The sequence below is a fragment of the Pseudomonas sp. B21-019 genome, from assembly GCF_024749225.1.
Lineage (GTDB): Bacteria > Pseudomonadota > Gammaproteobacteria > Pseudomonadales > Pseudomonadaceae > Aquipseudomonas.
Genome location: NZ_CP087193.1, coordinates 1,880,177 through 1,902,554 on the forward strand (window position 1 = coordinate 1,880,177; position 22,378 = coordinate 1,902,554).

9 protein-coding genes are annotated in these 22,378 nt (G+C 61.5%); 5 read left to right on the forward strand and 4 right to left on the reverse strand.

Features of this window, described 5'->3' with window-relative positions:
- Positions 1 to 23: 23 nt before the first annotated feature.
- The 3 genes from atuC to LOY36_RS08475 are packed head-to-tail and all read right to left on the reverse strand — an operon-like array spanning position 24 to position 4,345.
- Positions 24 to 1,640 (reverse strand): geranyl-CoA carboxylase subunit beta, encoded by a 1,617-nt coding sequence (gene atuC / locus LOY36_RS08465; RefSeq protein WP_258672910.1) that lies wholly within the window; start codon positions 1,638 to 1,640, stop codon positions 24 to 26.
- A gap of 2 nt (positions 1,641 to 1,642) precedes the next feature.
- Positions 1,643 to 2,542, reverse strand: coding sequence for an SDR family oxidoreductase (locus LOY36_RS08470; RefSeq protein ID WP_138867052.1), 900 nt, complete (start codon positions 2,540 to 2,542; stop codon positions 1,643 to 1,645).
- Positions 2,543 to 2,554: 12 nt separating this feature from the next.
- A complete protein-coding gene (locus LOY36_RS08475) occupies positions 2,555 to 4,345 on the reverse strand; it encodes an acyclic terpene utilization AtuA family protein (RefSeq protein ID WP_258672911.1) in 1,791 nt (596 codons plus the stop codon).
- A gap of 190 nt (positions 4,346 to 4,535) precedes the next feature.
- On the opposite strand from LOY36_RS08475, the gene LOY36_RS08480 reads away from it, so the two are divergent.
- The 4 genes from LOY36_RS08480 to LOY36_RS08495 all read left to right on the forward strand — a co-directional run bounded on the left by LOY36_RS08480 (position 4,536) and on the right by LOY36_RS08495 (position 8,224).
- Positions 4,536 to 5,159: a TetR/AcrR family transcriptional regulator gene (locus tag LOY36_RS08480; protein ID WP_138867054.1), complete on the forward strand. Its 624-nt coding sequence runs from the start codon at positions 4,536 to 4,538 to the stop codon at positions 5,157 to 5,159.
- 94 nt (positions 5,160 to 5,253) lie between these two features.
- On the forward strand, positions 5,254 to 6,048 hold the full coding sequence (locus LOY36_RS08485) for an ABC transporter substrate-binding protein (RefSeq protein WP_258672912.1): 795 nt from the start codon (positions 5,254 to 5,256) through the stop codon (positions 6,046 to 6,048).
- A 173-nt stretch (positions 6,049 to 6,221) separates the two neighbouring features.
- Positions 6,222 to 7,061, forward strand: coding sequence for a sugar-binding protein (locus LOY36_RS08490; protein ID WP_258672914.1), 840 nt, complete (start codon positions 6,222 to 6,224; stop codon positions 7,059 to 7,061).
- A gap of 149 nt (positions 7,062 to 7,210) precedes the next feature.
- The gene (locus tag LOY36_RS08495) at positions 7,211 to 8,224 is read left to right on the forward strand and encodes a GNAT family N-acetyltransferase (RefSeq protein ID WP_258672915.1); all 1,014 of its coding nucleotides are present in this window, start codon (positions 7,211 to 7,213) and stop codon (positions 8,222 to 8,224) included.
- Positions 8,225 to 8,346: 122 nt separating this feature from the next.
- Here the strand turns inward: LOY36_RS08495 and LOY36_RS08500 are convergent, their stop codons facing one another.
- Positions 8,347 to 8,895 carry an RNA polymerase factor sigma-70 gene (locus tag LOY36_RS08500; RefSeq protein WP_258672916.1) on the reverse strand — a complete coding sequence of 183 codons (549 nt, stop codon included), beginning with the start codon at positions 8,893 to 8,895 and terminating at the stop codon, positions 8,347 to 8,349.
- Positions 8,896 to 9,277: 382 nt separating this feature from the next.
- Here LOY36_RS08500 and LOY36_RS08505 point away from each other — a divergent pair, with 382 nt between their 5' ends.
- Positions 9,278 to 22,261, forward strand: a complete 12,984-nt coding sequence (locus LOY36_RS08505) for a non-ribosomal peptide synthetase (RefSeq protein ID WP_258672917.1) — start codon at positions 9,278 to 9,280, stop codon at positions 22,259 to 22,261.
- Positions 22,262 to 22,378 lie beyond the last annotated feature (117 nt).

The following is a 22,378-nucleotide window of genomic DNA, read 5'->3' on the forward strand; positions in this document are numbered from 1 at the left end:
TTTTATTGTTCTCCTGATCGCCCTTAGAAGCGGGCTACACCAAAGCTGTTGGGTTGCAGCGCCCGAACCTCGGCCTCATGGCAGATGTCCAGCAAGTATCCAAGCAACGTGCGGGTATCCCGTGGATCGATCAGCCCGTCGTCCCACAGGTTGGCGCTGCCATACAGCGCGGTGGACTGGCTGTCGAGTTTCTGTGCGGTGACCTGTTCCAGCATGTCGAGCATTTTCGGGTCGGGTACCAACCCGTCCTTGAGCTGTTTGGCTTCGGTGACGATCCGCAGCACTTTGCCGGCCTGGGCGCCGCCCATCACCGCGGTGCGGCTGTTGGGCCAGGCGAAGATGAAGCGTGGGTCGAGACCGCGGCCGCACATCGCGTAATTGCCGGCACCGTAGGAACCGCCGACGACGATTGTCAGTTTAGGCACCCGGGCATTGGCCACCGCTTGAATCATTTTCGCGCCGTGCTTGATCACGCCTTGCTGTTCCGATTCGGTGCCGACCATGAAGCCGGTGGTGTTGTGGAAAAACAGCAGCGGCGTCTGGCTCTGGTCGCAGAGTTGAATGAATTGAGCGGCCTTGCTCGCGCCTTTGGGCGTGATCGGGCCGTTGTTGCCGATGAAACCGCAGGCTCGACCCTGGATCTGCAAATGCCCGCACACCGTCTGCTGATCGAACTCGCTTTTGAATTCAAGGAAGTTCGACGCGTCGGCAATCCGCGCGATGATTTCACGCACGTCGTAAGGTTTTTTCGGGTCATCCGGAATCAGCCCCAGCAGTTCGTCGATGGGGTAGAGCGGCTCTTCCCACCGACGTTCCGGTAACCACGGCAACTGATCGTTCCACGGCAACAGACTGACAATCTCGCGCACCTGGCGCACGCCATCGGCATCGTTCTCGGCCAGGTATTCGGCGGTGCCGGCGGTTTGCGCGTGCATCTCGGCGCCGCCCAGTTCTTCGTCGGTGGCGACTTCACCGGTGGCGGCTTTGAGCAACGGCGGCCCGGCGAGAAACAGCTTGGCCTTGCCGCGCACCACCACCACGTAATCCGACAACCCTGGCTGGTAAGCACCGCCCGCCGTGGCCGAGCCGTGGACCACGGTGATCTGCGGCAAGCCCATCGCTGACATCCGCGCCTGATTGGCAAAGCTGCGCGCGCCTTCGACGAAAATCTCCGCCGCATAATTGAGGTTGGCGCCACCGCTCTCGGCGAGGGTGATCACCGGCAGTTTGTTTTCCATGGCGATCTGTTGCAGGCGCAGGGACTTTTTCAGGCCGCTGGGGGAAATGGTGCCGCCCTTGATCGCGCTGTTGTTCGCCACCACCAGCACCCGCACGCCGGATACGTAACCGATCCCGGCGATCAAACCGCCGCCGGCCGCGCTGCCGTCCTTGTCGTCGTGCAGCTTGTAGCCGGCCAGGCTCGCCAGTTCGAGGAACGGCGCGCCGGGATCAAGCAGCAGGTTCAGCCGCTCCCGGGGCAGCAATTGCCCGCGCTTGTCGAACCGCGGTTTGGCTTCAGCGGCTTTACTCAACAGGTTCTGTTCGAGCTGGCGGACCTGCTCAATGCCGGCCAGCATGGCCGCACGGTTGCGGGCGAACGGTTCGCTGAACGGGTCTATCTGGGACTGGATGACCGGCATGGTTATTCCTTGTCCTTCGGTTCGTCTGGTTTGGAGGCGTCCGGCCTGAGTACTTCAGGTAAATAGGCGCGGTGAAAACCGTTGTACGAGTGACTGTTCTGCGCCTTGTGCATTGGCCAGGCTCGCCCGCCGAGGCTGGCGGCACCGTCGATGCGCAACGTGCTGCCGCTGACAAACGCCGCTGCCGGGCTGAGCAGGAACACAATCGCCGCGCTGATTTCCGATTCGGTGCCGATGCGCTTGAGCGGCACGTGTTCGCACAGCGTCGGAATCACCGCGCGGAACGCGCCTTCGTAGGTGTCCATGCCGCTGGACGCGACCCAGCCCGGCGCGACGGCGTTGACCCGCACGCCGGCGTAGCCCCATTCGAACGCGGCGGTCTTGGTAAAGTTGTCCATGCCCGAGCGCGCCGCGCCCGAATGGCCCATGCCGGGCATGCCGCCCCACATGTCGGCGAGCATGTTGACGATGGCGCCGCCGTGCTTGCTCATGGACTGATTGAACACCTCCCGGGCCATCAGAAAACCACCCACCAGGTTGGTGCGCAGGATGGTTTCGAAACCTTTCTGATTGATCGACGCCAGCGGCGACGGGTACTGCCCGCCGGCATTGTTGACCAACCCATGAATCGGCCCGTGTTCGCGGATCAGCTCGCTGACCAGTTGCGTGACGGCGTCTTCGTTGCGGATATCGCAGACCTGCCAACTGGCTTTACCGCCGTCTTCGGTGATTTCGGCGCTGACCTTTTTCAATTTGTCGGCATTGCGCCCCACCAGCAGCACCTGCGCGCCGAGGGCCGCGAGCTCATGGGCGGTGCAACGACCGATGCCGCTGCCGCCACCGGTGACAATGATGGTTTGGCCGGCGAACAGGTCGGGTTTGAAAATCGAGTCGTAAGCCATGGCGACAGTCCTCTAGTTGAACTGATCGGCGATGCGCTGGGGCACCGGAATCTGGATTTCCAACAGTTGTTGGGCGAACGCCTTGCCCTGCGGATCGATCCGCAGGCTGGCCACGCCACCGCCGCCGAGTGCGTTTTCCAGAAGAAAATTAAAGCTCTGAGTGCCGGGTAAATACCAGCGTTCGACGCGTCCGTGGATCGGGTCGAGGACATGGCTCATCCAGTCGACCATCACCTCGGGTGTCAGTGCTTCGGCGATCCACGGCAGGTAGTCGGGGTGGCGGGCCATGACGCCGATGTTGCTGTGGTTACCCTTATCGCCGGAGCGCGCCACGGCGAGTTTGATCAAGGCCACGCTGGCGTCGGCACGCTCTGTGGTTTTGGGTGGGTCGAACGGCAGCGGCAAGTCAGCTGGGTCGAGCGCATCGAGGGCGGGCAGGGCACACGGATGGCGCTCGCCGGCAAGGTCGATCTCCAAGGTGCAGGCGGTTTTGTCGATCAGGAACGAAAACAGCCGGATTAACGGATACACCGTCGGCCGCCCGCCGACGATTCCCGTCAGCCCAGGCGTCATGGCGGTGGCAGCCTGAGCGATTTCCCGGGAGAACAGAATCAAGGCCTGTTTGCCCGGATGGCGCACGGCGAGTTTGATCACCACTTCGCGGCTGTCCTGGCGCTGGCCGTGGGGGCCGTAAGTGGCTTCGCTGCCCAGCAGTTCGATGTTCACTTCGCTGTAGGGCGCCCAGCCGCGCTGGCTAAACATTTCCGAGGTCTTGTTGATGATCGCCTGGCTGACCCGTCGGGCCTTGGCCACGGCATCGATCCCGGCGATCAGGCAACTGGCGGTGCAGCGGAAACCGTCCGGGTACGTTGCGCTGACCTTGTACTGAGCGGTCGGCGGCAAGCCTTTCGCGCCATGCACCTGAACCGCGTTTTTGCCTTGTTGCACGAGTTTGACCTGGCTGAAATCGCACACTACATCGGGCAGCAAATAGGCCTGTGGGTCGCCGATCTCATAGAGCATCTGCTCGCCAACCGTCAGCGGTGTGACCAGGCCGCCGGAGCCGTCGGATTTGCTGACGATGAACTGGCTGTCGGCACCGACTTCGACGATCGGAAAGCCGATGTGTTCGTAATCGGGCACGTCATGCCAATCGGTGAAATTGCCTCCGGTGCACTGGGCGCCGCATTCGATCAGATGCCCGGCCAATGCGGCTTGGGCGAGTTTGTCGTAGTCGTGCCACGACCAGCCGAACTCATGCACCAGCGCGGCGCTGACCACGGCGCTGTCGACCACGCGCCCGGTAATCACAATGTCGGCGCCCAGGCGCAGGGCTTCGACGATACCCGGTGCGCCGAGGTAGGCATTGGTCGACACGCACATCGGCGGCAGGGGCGCGCCACTGAACATCTCATGGATACCCAGGTTGCTCAGGTGTTTGAACTGCGGTTGCAGGTCGTCACCCGACAGCACGGCGATTTTCAGCGCCACCCCGGCCTTGTCGCAGGCGGCTTGCAGGGCAGCGGCGCAGGCCTGTGGATTAACCCCGCCGGCGTTGCTGATCACCCGGATCTGTTGTTTCGCGAGCTGCTCGAGGAGGGGGCTGAGGACTTCGATGAAGTCGCTGGCGTAGCCGGTGGCGGGATCTTTCATCCGCGCCCCGGCCATGATCGACATTGTTATTTCGGCCAGATAATCGAACACCAAATAGTCCAGTCGCCCGCCCTCCACCAGTTGCGCGGCGGCGGTCGAGGTGTCGCCCCAGAATGCACTGGCACAACCGATGCGAATTGTTTTAGGCACAGTCAACTCCATAGCCACCTGCGACAGAAGTGCTTCGAGACTACCAAGCAAGCGCTTGGTTTGTAAACGCCTTGATTATCTTCTTCCCGAGCGCTTGCTTGGTCGCCCCCGCCAGCTTAAATTGCCCGCGCAACCCTGCTGTTTTAACGGGCAGCGGCGCATTTGATTGATCGACTGTAGGAGAGAACGGGTGGACGAGCAAAAAGCCCTGAGGGTGATGCGCGAATTGGTCGACAGCGGCCAATTGACCGATCCCGACAGCGCCCGCGGCAAACTGCTGCAGGTGGCCGCTCACCTGTTTCGCAACAAAGGTTATGAACGCACCACCGTGCGCGATCTGGCCGGTGCGGTGGGCATTCAGTCAGGCAGCATTTTTCATCACTTCAAAAGCAAGGACGAGATCCTGCGAGCAGTGATGGAGGAGACCATTCGCTACAACACCGCGTTGATGCGCGCAGCGCTGGCCGAGGCCGGCAGCGTGCGCGAGCGGGTGCTGGCGCTGATTCGCTGCGAATTGCAGTCGATCATGGGCGGCAGTGGCGAGGCCATGGCGGTGCTGGTGTATGAGTGGCGTTCGCTGTCTGAGGAAGGCCAGGCGCAGGTTCTGGCGCTGCGCGATATTTATGAAGCCATCTGGTTGCAGGTGCTGGGAGAAGCCAAGGACGCCGGTTTTATCCGTGGCGACGTGTTCATCACCCGCCGCTTCCTGACGGGCGCGCTCTCCTGGACCACCACCTGGTTTCGCGCCGATGGCAGTATGAACCTCGATCAATTGGCCGATGAAGCGCTGATTTTGGTGCTTGAAGAACGGTAAGAGCCGTCTATCTCGGCAAGAAACTGGCTAAGTTGACGAAACCGCCTAGTTTGTATGCATTGATGAAAATTTTTTTGGGGAGTGTGCTGTTTTGATGTCTTCGCCAATTCGAATTGCGTCGCGGCTTTTGCTGGCGGCGCTTGTAGTGTGCTGGGTGTTGCCATCTCAGGCCGCGCAACAGGTGCGGGTCGGGGCCGCCCATTTTCCCCCCTATACCGTGCGCCCGGAGTCCGGTGCCGACACCGGTCTGCTGCCGCAACTGGTGGAAGCGTTGAATCAGCTGCAAACCGATTATCAGTTTGTGCTGGTGCCCACCTCGATTCCCCGGCGTTTCAATGACTTCAAGGAAGGCCGGGTCGATATGGCGATTTTCGAGAACCCGGACTGGGGCTGGAAGGACATCCCGCATACCCTCGTTGACATGGACCTGGAAGATGCAGAAATCTTTGTCGCGCAGAAGCAACCCGGTCGCGATGAGAGTTACTTCAAGGACCTGACGGGCAAGCGCCTGGCGCTGTACAGCGGCTATCACTACGAGTTTGCCAATTTCAATGCCGATCCCAAATTTTTGGCCGACACCTACAACGCCACGCTGACCTATTCCCACGACAGCAACCTGCTGATGGTGCTGCGCGGGCGAGCGGACATTGCCCTGGTGACACGCTCCTATCTGAGCGATTACCTGCTGCGCAACGCAAAAGTTGGCGAGCAGTTGCTGGTGTCGCAACGCATCGATCAGGTCTATCACCATTACGCGCTGATTCGTCCAGAGGCGCCGATTACGGGCGAAGCCTTCGGCAAATTGCTGCAAGGCCTGCGAAACAACGGCCAGATGCTGAAGATTTTCGATCCCTACAAAATTGCCCTGGTGCCGGTGGGCAAGCACTGACAGATAGAGTTTCCGGGGGGCAGGGGGGGGCGGACGACCATTCATCCAGTATTTGTGTTCTGCTGTTCGAATGTTCGAATTGACAGTAGACGCTTTGCTTAACGTGGTCTTAGCTCCTTTCCTGTGTCCGACCCCATGGAGGGGTTGGCGCTCATTCAGAAAGGATTTCTGTCATGACAAACCCTTCGTCGGTTTCTCTCTCCTGTGTACCCTCTCCTGTAGTGCCACAAGCCGTCAACCATGTACTCACTCTGAAAAAACCTGATGATTCGGCCGGTGTCACGGTCGAGGTGGCGCGTTGGCCGTTCATGGTGGTCAATCAAAAGACAACGCTGCATGTCTGCGGTCAACAAGCCGACGGCTCGCCAGTGATGCTGCGAGTGGCCGACGCCGAGCCCGTCACGCAACAAGAGTTCCAAGAGGGCTGGCGTCGCAATATTGCCTGGGCGTCTTTGCAAAATCTGAAAGACGGGAGCCATCTCGCGTTTGTTTTTCAGGCGGCACTGGATGGAGGCAGTTGTGCTAGTCCGGTGCTGTTCCCGACATTGTGTCTTGAGGTTCAGGCGCCTTTTGACAATACAACGACCTTCTCGGAAAAAGACGGTACCAATAACTGGAATGGCTGGATGAGGGGGGAGGCTGCGGCTGATCCACGGGATCTCACCATCACGAGAGACGGGAATATCTACGTATTATTCGACAACACCTACACCAACAACTCTGCTGGGATAGTGCTGAAAAAGACCTTTCAGGGGCTGGAAGTGGGTCGATCCTATGAGTTCGGGCTGACCGTGCGCAGGTGGAATGACAAATATTCAGTTCCAGTGCTGTCACTCAACAGCGGAGCGCAAGTCATTGCCCCCGCGACGGAAATTCCATCAATGGCCTGGGTGCCGCTCAAAGGCACGTTTACCGCGAGTGCATCACAGATGGAGTTGCAGATCGTTAACCATGTCGCCACCGGAAACGGCAATGACTATGCCTTCCGCGAAATCTGGGTCAGGTCGATCTAGCACCTGCGTAACGTCAATGGCCTGGAACTGATCCAGGCTGTGCATGCCACCGCGAATGCTGATTAAGGTTCGCGGTGTTTTTCGTTAAATTTCCATGCCCGGCTCACGTCACCTCAGTTAACTGTCGACGATTACCGTGAGCCCGATCCATGTCCAATCTGAATGACCTGACCGCCCTGGCCTTGCCGTCAGGCAACCGTCTTGTAGCCGATGAAACCGCAAGTCGCCTGAGCCTCAGCCTGGAAGGGCAGCCGCTGATCGAACTGCGGCTGACCCGCGAGCCCGAGCTGAATCTGCGGTTGGAGGAGCGTTTCGGCCGTCCTGACGGTCAAGCATTTTGGGCGGCCTGTTATTGGCTGTTTGCCCGTGATGCAGAGTGTCAGCGTCTGACCTGGCACCTCGATGAAGCGCCTACCGAAGCCTTGCTCAGTGGGTTGCTGACCGCCACCGACGTCAACGGTCAGTATCGCTGTGAACGCACGCTGTTCTGGCAATTGCCTCAGCCTTGGCTGGGCGAGTCGTTGACCGGCAGTTATCCACAGCAGATGGTCGTCAGTGGCGGCAAGCGCCATCCCCTGCGAGCGGTGAAACCCCGTGGTGAGGTCTATCGGCGCTTCGATGCGCGGCTCGGTGCGTGGGTCTCACTGCGTACGGTAGAAATCGAGCATGACCTAGCGCGTTTCAACCGCTGGCAGAACAGTCCACGGGTCGCGAGTTTCTGGCAGGAGGAGGGTAGCCTCGAGCAGCATCGGGAATACCTGAGCAAGCTTGAAGCCGACCCGCACACCTTGACGCTGATCGGTTGCTTCGATGATCAGCCGTTTGCCTACTTTGAAGCCTACTGGGCCAAGGAAGATCGCATTGCGCCGTTCTATGACGCCGCCGATTACGACCGTGGCATTCACATGCTGGTGGGTGAGGAAGATCACCGTGGCCCGCACAAGGTGGCGAGCTGGTTATCGGCGCTGGTGCATTACCTGTTCCTCGATGATCCGCGCACTCAACGGGTGGTCGCCGAACCTCGCGCCGACAATGCGAAGATGATCGGGCATCTGCACAATCAGTGTTTTCACTGCGAAAAAGAGTTCGACTTCCCGCATAAGCGCGCGGCGTTGATGATGCTGGGGCGTGAGCGTTTTTTTGATCGGTGTTCGTTGGCCTGAAAAAAAGATCGCAGCCTTCGGCAGCTCCTACGGGTGCGTGTTCATCCGCAAATATCGCGGCAAACACGGTCAATGTAGGAGCTGCCGAAGGCTGCGATCTTTTTTATCGACAAGACGCCGTCTTAACGACGAGCGAAGCTATCCGCACGATTGCCCGACACTTTGCGGCAATGCACCAGCGCATCACGAATCATGAAGTTCACCAAGGTGGGCGAGACGCCAAGTTCCTTGGCGATGTCTTTTTGCGGCACGCCGTGCAGGCGGTACATCTCGAAGGCGTAACGGGTGCGGCTGGGCAGCTCTGTCAGTGCATCGGCAATGTTTTCCAGGGTCGAGAAATTCATATGCGAGGTTTCCGGCGAAGCGCCCTGGATCACCACGTTCAGGCCTTCTTCTTCCGGGCCCGAATACTTCTGCTCCAGCGCCTGCTTGCGGTAGTGATCGATCGCCAGGTTGCGCACGATCTGGAACAGGTAACTGAGCTGCGCCTTGATGGACGAGGTGATCTGCGGCGCTGATTGCAACCGGAAGAACGCATCCTGCACCACGTCTTCGGCGCGGGATCGGCAGCCGGTAATACGGGCGGCAATCTTGACCAGAATCAGTCGGTTGTCGACGAAGGCCTGAAGTAGCGGTGAATCGCACCTGCTTGTGGATACTTGTTCCGTCATTGGAAATCACCTTGCTGCAAATAGGGTTGTGGGACGACAAGGGGGTCGGAGCCGTCCTACATATCGAGCGACAAATTATGTTGAATGATAATGATTGTCAATTGAGAAAGAGAATTAATGCTCCGTGAGGGTGCGCAGTGAGAACGGCGACACGCTGACTCACCCACTGGCTGCAAGCCTGCCGGCGCTCAAGCCCGGCGACTAATTATTTCAAGACCTCATCCGTTCTCATTGGTGACTGGTTACGGGCGCAAGCCCCCGGCCAGAACAGCATTCCCAATGCCTTGCGCGGTCGGCGAAGACCGCGTCCTGCATGCCCGTGAACGGGCGTGACGTACGAAAACCGATTCCACTTGCAAGCCGAATTCAGGCAGGAAACCTCATGACCGACGCGTTCGAACTCCCCAGCACACTGGTCCAAGCCCTCCAGCGCCGCGCGGCCCTGACGCCGGACCGGGTGGCCTTGCGTTTTCTTGCCGAAACCCAGGATCAGGCTGTGGTGCTCAGTTATCGTGAGCTGGACCAACGGGCGCGAACCATTGCCGGCGCGTTGCAGGCCCAGGCGTCGTTCGGCGATCGCGCGGTGCTGCTGTTTCCCAGCGGCCCGGATTACGTTGCGGCGTTCTTTGGCTGCCTGTACGCCGGGGTGATTGCGGTGCCGGCCTATCCGCCGGAGTCGACCCGTCGTCATCATCAGGAACGCCTGCTGTCGATCATTAGCGATGCCGAGCCGCGCCTGCTATTGACCAGCGCCGACCAGCGTGACGCCTTGCTGCAAATCAACGGGGCGCCGCCGCTGCTGTGTGTCGACACCCTCGACAACGCCCTGGCCGAACGCTGGGTTGCGCCGGACCTGCAAGGCGCGCACATCGCTTTCCTGCAATACACCTCCGGCTCCACCGCGTTGCCTAAAGGTGTGCAAGTCAGCCACGGCAACCTGGTGGCCAACGAACTATTGATTCGTCACGGCTTTGGCATCGATCTCAATCCTGACGACGTGATCGTCAGCTGGCTGCCGCTGTATCACGACATGGGCCTGATCGGCGGCCTGCTGCAACCGATTTTCAGTGGCGTGCCGTGCGTGTTGATGTCGCCGGCGTACTTCCTCGGCCGCCCGTTGCGCTGGCTGGAAGCGATCAGCGAATACGGCGGCACCATCAGCGGCGGGCCGGACTTCGCCTATCGACTGTGCAGCGAGCGCGTCAGCGAATCGGCTCTGGAACGTCTTGATTTGAGCGGCTGGCGCGTGGCGTATTCCGGTTCTGAACCGATTCGCCTCGACACCCTGGAACGCTTCGCCGAGAAGTTCTCGGCCTGTGGTTTTACGTCGGACAGTTTCATGGCTTCTTACGGCCTCGCGGAGGCGACACTGTTCGTTGCCGGCACTCCGCGCGGTCAGGGTATTCCGGCGTTGCGCGTGGACGATCAGGCCTTGGCGCAAAACCGCGCCGAACCGGGCGATGGTAGTCCGATCATGAGTTGCGGTATTAGCCAGCCGGATCATGCGGTGCTGATTGTCGATTCGGTATCGCTTGAAGAACTCGCCGACAACGCAGTCGGTGAAGTCTGGGCCGCCGGGCCGAGCATCGCCCATGGCTACTGGCGCAACCCCGAGGCCACGGCCAAGACCTTCGTCCAGCATGCGGGCCGCACTTGGCTGCGCACCGGCGACCTGGGCTTTTTGCGTGACGGTGAACTGTTCATCACCGGGCGCCTGAAAGACATGCTGATCGTTCGTGGTCACAACCTCTATCCGCAGGACATCGAGCAGACCATCGAGCGCGAAGTGGAGGTGGTGCGCAAAGGTCGCGTGGCCGCGTTCGCGGTCAACCTCGAGGGGCAGGAAGGCATCGGCATTGCCGCGGAAATCAGCCGCAGCGTGCAGAAAATCCTGCCACCCGAGGCGTTGATCAAAGCGATCCGCCAGGCAGTGGCCGAGGCGTATCAGGAAACGCCGAGCGTGGTGCTGTTACTCAATCCGGGGGCGCTGCCCAAGACCTCCAGTGGCAAGTTGCAACGCTCGGCCTGCCGCAATCGCCTGGCCGATGGCAGCCTCGACAGCTATGCGGTTTTCCCGTCGGCAGCGAACGAAAGTGAAGGCAGCACCGAGTCGGGTTCCGAACTGCAAACCCTGATCGGCCAGATCTGGTGCGAGCAGTTGCAGGTCAAGCAAGTCAACGCCGATGACCATTTCTTCCTGCTCGGCGGCAACTCCATCGCCGCCACTCAAGTGGTTGCACGCCTGCGTGAAACGTTGGGTCTGGAGCTGAATCTGCGTCTGTTGTTCGAAGCGCCAACCCTCGGCGCATTCGCCGCCGCAGTCGCCCGGCAACAACAGGATGGCGGCCTCGCCCAAGGCGCAATCACTCAGCTGTCGCGCAGTGAAGCCATGCCGCAATCCCTGGCGCAAAACCGTTTGTGGATCACCTGGCAGCTCGACCCGCAGAGCAGCGCCTACAACATTCCCGGCGCCCTGCGCCTGCGCGGCGAACTGGACGAAGACGCCTTGCGCGCCAGTTTCCAGCAACTGATCGAACGTCACGAATCCCTGCGCACACGGTTTTTCGAGCGCGACGGTGTGGCCCTGCAACGGGTCGATGCTGCCGCTGAATTCAATCTTCAAGTGATCGACATTAGCGACGTGCCAGCCGCTGAGCGAGAAGCCCGCGCGCAACAAATCCGCGAGGACGAAGCCCGCACCCGGTTCGACCTGGAGAACGGTCCGCTGCTGTGGGTGACCCTGGTGCGCCTCGATGATGAGGATCATCAACTGCTGGTGACGATGCACCACATCATCGCCGACGGCTGGTCGCTGAACGTGGTGATCGACGAATTCTCGCGCCTGTATGCGGCAGCCTCTCAAGGCCAGACCGTCAGCCTTCCAGCCTTGGTGACGCAATATGCCGACTACGGCAGTTGGCAGCGCCAGTGGCTGGCGCAAGGGGAGGGCGAACGGCAACTCGCTTACTGGAAAGAGCAGTTGGGTGATGAACATCCGACCCTGAGTCTGGCCACCGACCACCCACGTTCGGCGCAACACACGCACTGCGCCGAACGTCACACGCTGTGTTTGGATGCGAGCCTGAGCAACGCCATTCGCCAGACCGCCCAGGCCCATGAGTCGACACCGTTCATGCTGTTGCTCGCTGCCTTCCAGAGCCTGTTGCATCGCTACAGCGGCCAGCGCGACATCCGCATCGGCGTGCCGAATGCCAACCGTCCACGCCTGGAAACCCAAGGGCTGATCGGCTTCTTCATCAACACCCAGGTGCTGCGTGCCGAAGTGGATTCGCGACAGCCATTCGTGGAGTTGCTGGCGCAAACCCGTCAAGCCGCTTTGGGTGCGCAAGCGCATCAGGACCTGCCGTTCGAACAACTGCTCGAAGCTTTCCCGCAGGCCCGCGAACAAGGTCTGTTCCAGGTCATGTTCAACCATCAGCAACGGGATCTCAGCGCTCTGCGTCGTCTGCCGGGGCTGCTCGCCGAAGAGCTGCCGTGGCACAGCCGCGAAGCCAAGTTCGACTTGCAACTGCACAGTGAGGAAGACCGCAACGGACGTTTGAGCCTGTCGTTCGACTACGCCAGCGAACTGTTTGACGCGCCGACCATCGAGCGTCTGGCCGAGCATTTCAGCAATTTGCTGCGAGCCATCTGCGAACGTCCGCAACAAGCGATCGGTGACCTGCAACTACTGACTACCGCCGAACACACTCAGCAAAATGACTGGAGCGTTGCCCCCTGCAACCCGGCACAGCAGTGGTTGCCGGAACTGCTCAACGAACAAGTGCGCCAGACCCCGGAGCGCACCGCGTTGCTGTGGGACGGCGGCAGCCTGGACTTCGCCGAACTGCACACCCAGGCCAACCGCCTGGCGCATTACCTGCGCGACAAAGGCGTCGGCCCGGACGTGTGCGTGGCGATCGCCGCCGAACGTTCGCCGCAGTTGCTGATCGGTTTGCTGGCGATCATCAAGGCCGGCGGCGCTTATGTGCCGCTGGACCCGGATTACCCGGCCGAGCGCCTGGCCTACATGCTCCGCGACAGTGGCGTCGAGTTGTTGCTGACCCAAACCGAATTGCTCGACCGCTTGCCGGCCACTGATGGCGTCTGCGTGATCGCCATGGACGCCCTGCACCTGGAGAACTGGCCAAGCCATGCGCCGGGTCTGCACCTGCACGGCGACAACCTGGCCTACGTGATTTATACCTCCGGTTCCACCGGCCAGCCCAAGGGCGTTGGCAACACTCACGCGGCGCTCGCTGAACGGCTGCAATGGATGCAGAACACCTATCGCCTGAATGAAACCGACGTGCTGATGCAAAAAGCGCCGATCAGCTTCGACGTGTCGGTGTGGGAGTGTTTCTGGCCGTTGATCACCGGGTGCCGCTTGCTGATCGCCGGCCCCGGTGAACATCGTGATCCGCACCGCATCGCACAACTGGTTCAGCAGTATGGCGTGACCACGCTGCACTTTGTGCCGCCGCTGCTTTCGCTGTTCATAGATGAACCGCTGACCGCCAAATGCACCAGCCTGCGCCGAGTATTCTCCGGCGGCGAAACCTTGCCCGCCGAACTGCGCAATCGCGTGCTGGCGCAATTGCCGGCGGTGCAACTGCACAACCGTTATGGCCCGACCGAAACCGCGATCAACGTCACCCACTGGCATTGCACAACGGCTGATGGCGAGCGCTCGCCGATTGGCCGGCCATTGGGCAACGTGCTGTGCCGGGTGTTCGACAGTGACCTCAACCCGGTTCCGGCCGGCGTGCCGGGTGAACTGTGCATCAGCGGTATCGGTTTGGCCCGAGGTTATCTGGGCCGTCCGGGGCTGACCGCCGAACGTTTCGTGGTCGATCCACTGGGCGAGCAGGGCGCGCGTCTGTACCGCACCGGCGACCGTGCGCGCTGGACCACCGACGGCGTGATCGAATACCTCGGTCGCCTCGATCAACAGGTCAAACTGCGTGGTTTTCGTGTCGAGCCGCAAGAGATCGAAGCGCGGCTGTTGGCACAATCCGGCGTCGCCCAAGCGGTGGTGCTGGTGCGTGAAACATCGGCCGGCGGGCAGTTGATCGGTTACTACACCGCCACTGATTCCACTGAAGATGTCGACGCTCAAAGCCTACGCCTGAAAGCCGCGCTGGCCGCCGAGTTGCCGGAATACATGGTCCCGGCGCAACTGATGCGTCTGGACCAAATGCCCCTGAGCCCGAGCGGCAAACTCGATCGCCGCGCCTTGCCGGAACCGCAGTGGCAAGTCCGCGAACACGTTGAACCGGTCACGGCGCTTGAGCAACAAATCGCCGGCATCTGGCGCGAAGTGCTGGGCCAAGCGCAGATCGGTCTGCGCGACGACTTCTTCGCCCTTGGCGGTCATTCCTTGCTGGCCACGCAAATCATCTCCCGTACCCGTCAGGCCTGCGACGTCGAGTTGCCGCTGCGGGCGCTGTTCGAGGCCAGTGAACTGGGCGCGTTTGCCGAACAGGTTCGCTTGATCCAGGTCAGCGGCAGAACCAACCAGCAGCCACCGATCGAGAAGGTCGACCGCCGCCAACCGGTGCCGTTGTCCTATTCCCAGCAACGCATGTGGTTCCTCTGGCAGATGGAACCGGACAGCCCAGCCTACAACGTCGGCGGCATGGCGCGGTTGCGCGGCGTGCTGGATGTCGGGCGTTTCGAGGCGGCGTTGCAAGCGCTGATCATGCGTCACGAAACCCTGCGCACGACGTTCCCGAGCATCGACGGCGTGGCCCGGCAGCAGGTGCATCCGGACACCGGTCTGCGCATGGACTGGAAGGATTTCTCCGCGCTGGCGGTCGATACCCGTGAGCAGCGTGTCCAGCAACTGGCCGACAGCGAGGCGCATAAACCTTTTGATCTGGAAACCGGACCGTTGCTGCGCGCCTGCCTGGTCAAGACCGCCGAGCAGGAACATTACCTGGTGCTGACCCTGCACCACATCGTCACCGAAGGCTGGGCGATGGACATCTTCGCCCGGGAACTCAGCGCGCTCTATGAAGCATTCGTCGATGACCGCGAATCACCGCTGCAACCCTTGCCGGTGCAGTACCTGGATTACAGCGTGTGGCAGCGTCAGTGGCTGGAATCCGGCGAACGTCAGCGCCAGCTCGATTACTGGACCGCGCAACTGGGCCGCGAACATCCGCTGCTGGAATTGCCGGCCGATCGTCCGCGTCCGCCGGTGCAAAGTCATCAGGGCGAACTGTTCCGCTTCGACCTCAGCGATGACCTCGCCGCACGGGTTCGTGCCTTCAACGCAGACAACGGTCTGACCCTGTTCATGACCATGACCGCCGCCCTGGCCGTGCTGCTTTACCGCTACAGCGGCCAGACCGACCTGCGCATCGGTGCGCCGGTGGCCAACCGCATCCGCCCGGAAAGCGAAGGGCTGATCGGCGCGTTCCTCAACACCCAAGTGCTGCGTTGCCAGCTCGACGGGCAGATGTCCGTCGGCGAGTTGTTCGAGCAGGTTCGCCACACGGTGATCGAAGGCCAGTCCCATCAGGACCTACCGTTCGATCACTTGGTCGAAGCCTTGCAGCCACCGCGCAGCGCCGCGTACAACCCGCTGTTCCAGGTGATGTGCAACGTGCAGCGCTGGGAATTCCAGCAGAGCCGCACCCTGTCTGGTATGACCGTCGAGTACCTGGCCAACGATGCGCGAGCGACCAAGTTCGACCTCAACCTGGAAGTCACCGACCTCGACCATCGCCTCGGTTGCTGCCTGACTTACAGCACCGATCTGTTCGATGAGCCGCGCATTGCGCGCATGGCCGGGCACTGGCGCAATCTGCTGGAAGCGTTGCTGGCCGACCCGCAACAACGCTTGAGTGAGCTACCGTTGCTCGACGCCACTGAACAGCAAAACCTGCTCGACAGCCTCGGCATCGAGCCGGGTGAACATCGCCTCGATCAATGCATTCATCAGCTGTTCGCCGAACAGGCATTGGTGCGCAAGGATGCGCCGGCCCTGACGTTCGCCGGGCAAACCCTGAGCTACGCCGAGCTCGACAGCCGCGCCAATCGTCTAGCCTGGATGCTCCGTGAGCGCGGTGTTGGGCCGCAGGTGCGGGTCGGCTTGGCGTTGGAACGTTCGCTGGAGATGGTCGTCGGCTTGCTGGCGATCCTCAAGGCGGGCGGCGCCTATGTGCCGCTGGACCCGGAATACCCGCTGGATCGCCTGCACTACATGATCGAAGACAGCGGCATCGGTCTGCTGCTCAGCGATGCGGCGATGTTCACGGCGCTCGGTGAATTGCCGGCCAGCGTCGGTCGCTGGTGCCTGGAAGACGATGCCGCGGACCTGGCCAATTACCCGGCCAGCGAGCTGCCGTTCATCAGCTTGCCGCAACATCAGGCCTATCTGATTTACACATCGGGCTCCACCGGCAAACCGAAAGGCGTGGTGGTGTCCCACGGTGAAATCGCCATGCATTGCCGCGCGGTGATCGAGCGTTTCGGCATGCGCCCCGATGATTGCGAGTTGCACTTCTATTCGATCAACTTCGATGCCGCGACCGAGCGTCTGCTGGTGCCGCTGTTGAGCGGTGCGCAGGTGGTCCTTCGCGCCCAAGGCCAGTGGGATGCGCAGGAAATCTGCGGGCTGATTCGTCGCCACAACATCAACATCCTCGGCTTCACCCCAAGCTACGGCAGCCAGTTGGCGCAATGGCTGGCGACCCAGGGCGAAACCCTGCCGGTGCGCATGTGCATCACCGGTGGCGAAGCCCTGACTGGCGAACACTTGCAGCGGATTCGCGCGGCGTTCAAGCCGAGCCTGTTTTTCAACGCGTACGGCCCGACCGAAACCGTGGTCATGCCGCTCGCCAGCCTGGCGCCCGAGCAATTGGAAGAAGGGCTGGGCAGCGTGCCGATCGGCAGCGTAATTGGCGCGCGTGTGGCGTACATTCTCGACGCCGATCTGGCGTTGGTGCCGCAAGGTGCGACGGGGGAGTTGTATGTTGGCGGTGCCGGTCTGGCGCAGGGTTATCACCAACGTCCGGGCATGACCGCCGAACGGTTTGTCGCTGATCCTTTTGCCGCGAACGGCGGACGCTTGTACCGCACCGGCGACCTTGTCCGTCAGCGCGCCGATGGTCTGGTGGAGTATCTCGGCCGGATCGACCATCAAGTGAAGATCCGTGGTTTCCGCATCGAACTGGGCGAGATCGAAACCCGTCTGCTGGAACATGAATCGATCCGTGAGGCGGTCGTGCTGGCGCTCGATGCACCGAGCGGCAAACAACTGGTGGGTTATCTGGTCACTGACGTGGCCGAGCAGGACGAAGCGCAACAAACCGAATTGCGCGACGCCCTCAAGGCTTACTTGAAGGCTCAGCTGCCGGACTACATGGTGCCCACGCACCTGATCCTGCTGGCGAGCATGCCATTGACCGCCAACGGCAAACTCGACCGTCGCGCACTGCCGGCACCGGACCCGGAGTTGAATCGTCAGCAATATGTGGCGCCGAGCAACGAACTTGAGCTGGCCCTGGCCGGCATCTGGTGCGAAGTGCTCAACGTGCAGCAGGTTGGCCTCAACGACAACTTCTTCGAACTGGGCGGCGATTCAATTCTGTCGATCCAGGTGGTCAGCCGTGCGCGGCAGCAGGGCATTCACTTCAGCCCGCGCGACCTGTTCCAGCACCAGACCGTGCAGACGCTGGCTGCGGTGGCGACCCGCACCGAGCAGGTCACCGCCGAGCAAGGTTTGCTCACGGGGGAATCGCGTTTGACGCCGATTCAGCACTGGTTCTTCGACACTGAAATCCCGCAGCGTCAACACTGGAACCAGGCGTTGCTGCTGGAGCCGACCGTGGCGCTGGAGCCGCATCGCCTGGAGCAAGCGCTGCTGGCGGTGATCGAACAGCACGACGCCTTGCGTTTGCGTTTCACCAAGGTCGCTGGCCGTTGGCAGGCCGAGCATCAGGCGGTTTGCGACGCCGCCGTACTGTGGCAGGTGCAAGTGCCGAGCCTGGACACATGTGCGGCGCTGTTCGCCGAGGCCCAGCGCAGCCTCGACCTTGAGCAAGGGCCGCTGCTGCGGGCGCTGCTGGTCGATGATCCCGAGGGACAACAACGGCTGTTCATTGCCATTCACCACTTGGTGGTGGATGGGGTGTCGTGGCGGGTGCTGCTGGACGATCTGCAAACGGTTTATCGTCAACTGGACGCAGAGCAGTCAGTAAAACTGCCGGCGAAAACCAGTGCCTTCAGGGACTGGGCCGCACGATTGCAGGCTTACGCCGGCAGCGAATCCTTGCGGGAAGAATTGCTCTGGTGGCAGTCGCAACTGGCCGGCCCAAGCGCTGAGTTGCCGTGTGATCGGCCTCAGGGCGGGCAGCAGAATCGTCACGCGCAAACCGTCAGCGTGCGCCTCGACAGCGAGCGGACCCGTCAACTGTTGCAACAGGCACCGACGGCCTATCGCACCCAGGTCAACGACTTGCTGCTGACTGCGTTGGCCCGTGTGTTGTGCCGCTGGAGCGGTCATGAGTCAGCGTTGGTTCAACTCGAAGGTCACGGCCGCGAAACCCTGTTCGACGAGATCGACCTGACCCGCACCGTCGGCTGGTTCACCAGCGCGTATCCGCTGCGCCTCACACCGGCGGATGAGCCGGGGGCGTCGATCAAGGCAATCAAGGAGCAACTGCGCGCGGTGCCGCATAAAGGTCTGGGGTATGGCGTGCTGCGTTACCTGGCCGATGGCCTGTGCCGGCAGACCATGGCCGCGCTGCCGGTGGCGCCGATCACCTTCAACTACCTTGGCCAGTTCGACCAGAGCTTCGGCAGCGATGCACTGTTCCGTCCGCTCGATGAGCCGGTCGGCGCTGCCCATGATCCGTATGCGCCGCTGCCCAACGAACTGAGCGTCGACAGTCAGGTGTACGGCGGTGAACTGGTGCTGCGCTGGACTTTCAGCGCCGAACGCCACGACCGGCAAACCATTACCGACCTGGCGCAGGCGTATCTGGGCGAATTGCACAGCCTGATCCAGCACTGCCTGAGCGACAACGCGGGCGGCCTGACACCGTCGGACTTCCCGTTGGCCGGACTGACTCAGCCGCAACTCGACGCACTGCCAGTCCCGGCGGCGATGATCGAAGACGTCTACCCGCTGACCCCGATGCAGGAAGGCATGCTGCTGCACACCTTGCTCGAACCGGGCACCGGCCTCTATTACATGCAGGACCGCTACCGCATCAACAGCGAGCTCGACCCCGAGCGCTTCGCCCACGCCTGGCAAGCGGTGATCGCCCGTCACGAAGCCCTGCGCGCGTCGTTCTGCTGGAACGTCGGCGAAGACATGCTGCAAGTGATCCATAAACCGGGCAGCACGCCGATCGAGTATCTGGACTGGAGCGCGGTGGCCGAAGCCGAGCAAGAGCCGAAGCTGCAGGCGCTGCTGAAAAGCGAGCGCGAGGCCGGGTTCGATCTGCTCAATCAGGCGCCGTTCCACCTGCGCTTGATCCGCGTGGGCGCGGCTCGCTACTGGTTCATGATGAGCAACCACCACATCCTCATCGATGCCTGGTGCCGTTCGCTGCTGATGAACGACTTCTTTGAAATCTACACCGCCCTCGGCGAAGGCCGCGAAGCGCAACTGGCCATGCCGCCGCGTTATCGCGATTACATCGGCTGGCTGCAACGCCAGAGCCTGGCTGAAGCGCGGCAGTGGTGGCGGCGGAACCTGCAAGGTTTCGAGCGCACCACGCCGATTCCGAGCGACCGGCCGTTCCTGCGTGAACATGCCGGCGACAGCGGCGGCATGATCGTCGGCGACCGCTACACAAGGCTCGATGCCCGGGATGGCGCGCAACTGCGCGAACTGGCCCAGGCCCATCAGCTGACTATCAACACCTTTGCCCAAGCGGCGTGGGCGTTGGTATTGCGCCGCCTGAGTGGCGATCGCGATGTGCTGTTCGGTGTCACGGTGGCCGGGCGTCCGGTGGAGATGCCAGAGATGCAACGCACGGTCGGCCTGTTCATCAACAGCATCGCCCTGCGGGTGAAAATGCCCGAGGACGATCAGCGTTGCAGCGTTCGTCAGTGGCTCAGCGGTCTGCTCGACAGCAATATGCAACTGCGTGAGTACGAATACCTGCCGCTGGTGAGCATCCAGGAAAACAGCGAACTGCCGAAGGGCCAGCCGCTGTTCGACAGCCTGTTCGTGTTCGAAAACGCCCCGGTGGAAGTCTCGGTGCTGGACCGTGCGCAGAGCCTCAACGCCACTTCGGATTCGGGCCGCACCCACACCAACTTTCCGTTGACGGCGGTCTGCTATCCGGGGGATGACCTGGGTTTGCACCTCTCCTACGACCAGCGTTATTTCGACGAATCCACGGTCGAGCGCATGCTCGGTGAGTTCAAGCGCCTGTTGCTGGCGCTGGTCGAAGGATTCCATGGTGACATGGCTGATCTGCCGCTGTTGGGCGCAGAGGAACAGGACTTCCTGATCCACGGCTGCAATCAGAGCGAACACGACTATCCGCTGGAGCAGAGCTATGTCTCATTGTTCGAAGCGCAGGTTGCCCGGCATCCGCAGCGGATCGCCGCCAGTTGCCTCGATCAGCAACACAGCTATGTTGAGCTGAACCAGCGCAGCAACCGTCTCGGCCATGCCTTGATCGCTGCAGGCGTCGGCCTCGATCAACCGGTGGCGCTGCTCGCCGAGCGTAATCTCGATCTGCTGGGCATGATCGTCGGCAGCTTCAAGGCCGGTGCCGGTTACCTGCCGCTGGACCCTGGTCTGCCAAGTCAGCGTCTGAGCCGGATCATCGACCTGAGCCGCACGCCGTTGCTGGTCTGCACTCAGGCGTGCCGTGACCAAGCCGTTGTGTTGCTGGAGGAATTCGGATGTGCCAACCGGCCTCGATTGCTGGTCTGGGAAGACGTGCAGGCGAGTGATGTTTCGGTGGCCAATCCGGGTATTTACAGCGGTCCGGACAACCTCGCCTACGTGATTTACACCTCAGGCTCCACCGGCCTGCCGAAGGGCGTGATGGTCGAGCAGCGCGGCATGCTCAATAACCAGTTGAGCAAGGTGCCGTACCTGAAACTGAGTGACGCCGATGTGATCGCCCAGACTGCCTCGCAAAGCTTCGACATTTCGGTCTGGCAGTTCCTCGCGGCGCCGTTGTTCGGCGCTCGGGTGGACATCGTGCCGAACAGCATCGCCCATGATCCGCAAGGCTTGCTGGCTCACGTCCAGAGCCAGGGCATTAGCGTGCTGGAAAGCGTGCCGTCGCTGATTCAAGGCATGCTCGCCCAGGACTGCATGAGCCTCGATGGCCTGCGCTGGATGTTGCCGACCGGTGAAGCGATGCCGCCGGAACTGGCGCATCAATGGTTGCTGCGTTACCCGCAGATGGGGCTGGTGAACGCTTATGGCCCGGCGGAATGCTCGGACGATGTGGCGTTCTTCCGGGTCGACATGGCCTCGACGCGTGGCAGTTATCTGCCGATTGGTACGCCGACCGACAACAACCGTTTGTACCTGCTCGATGGCGCGCTGGAGCTGGTGCCGTTGGGGGCGGTGGGTGAGTTGTGCGTGGCCGGCACCGGGGTGGGGCGCGGTTATGTGAGCGATCCGTTGCGCACCGCGCAGGTGTTTGTGCCGAACCCGTTCGGCGCACCGGGCGATCGTTTGTATCGCACGGGTGACCTGGCCCGACGTCGCAGTGACGGTGTGCTGGAATACGTCGGACGTATCGACCATCAGGTGAAGATTCGCGGTTACCGCATAGAACTGGGTGAAATCGAAGCGCGTCTGCATGAACAGCCGGAAGTCCGCGATGCGGCGGTCGGGGTGCAGGAGGGCGTCAACGGCAAGCATCTGGTCGGCTATTTGGTGGCAGCGGATTCGGCGCTCAATCCGAACGAACGACTGGAGCGGATCAAGCAGCGCCTGCGTGCCGAGTTGCCGGAATACATGGTGCCGCTGCACTGGTTGTGGCTCGACAAGCTGCCGCTCAACGCCAACGGCAAACTCGATCGCAAGGCCTTGCCGGCACTGGAGATCGGCCAGTTGCAGAGCCAGGACTATCAGGCGCCGGGAAATGAGCTGGAGCAGACCCTGGCGGATATCTGGGCCGAGGTGTTGAAGGTCGAGAAGGTCGGTGTGCGTGACAATTTCTTCGAACTGGGCGGGCATTCGCTGTTGGCCACGCAGATCGCCTCGCGGGTACAAAAAGCCCTGCAACGCAACGTGCCGCTAAGGGCGATGTTCGAGTGCAGCACGGTGGCGGAGTTGGCCGAGTACATCGACGGGTTGGCGGTGAGCGACATCACCGAGGAGAAGGTGGATCGGTTGAATGACCTGATGGCGGAGCTGGAGGGCCTTTAAAGTCAAAAGATCGCAGCCTGCGGCAGCTCCTACAGGTGTACGCCGGGCCTATTTGGTTCGTGTGGGTATACGCCGAGCCCTGTAGGAGCTGGCGAAGCCTGCGATCTTTTGATCTTC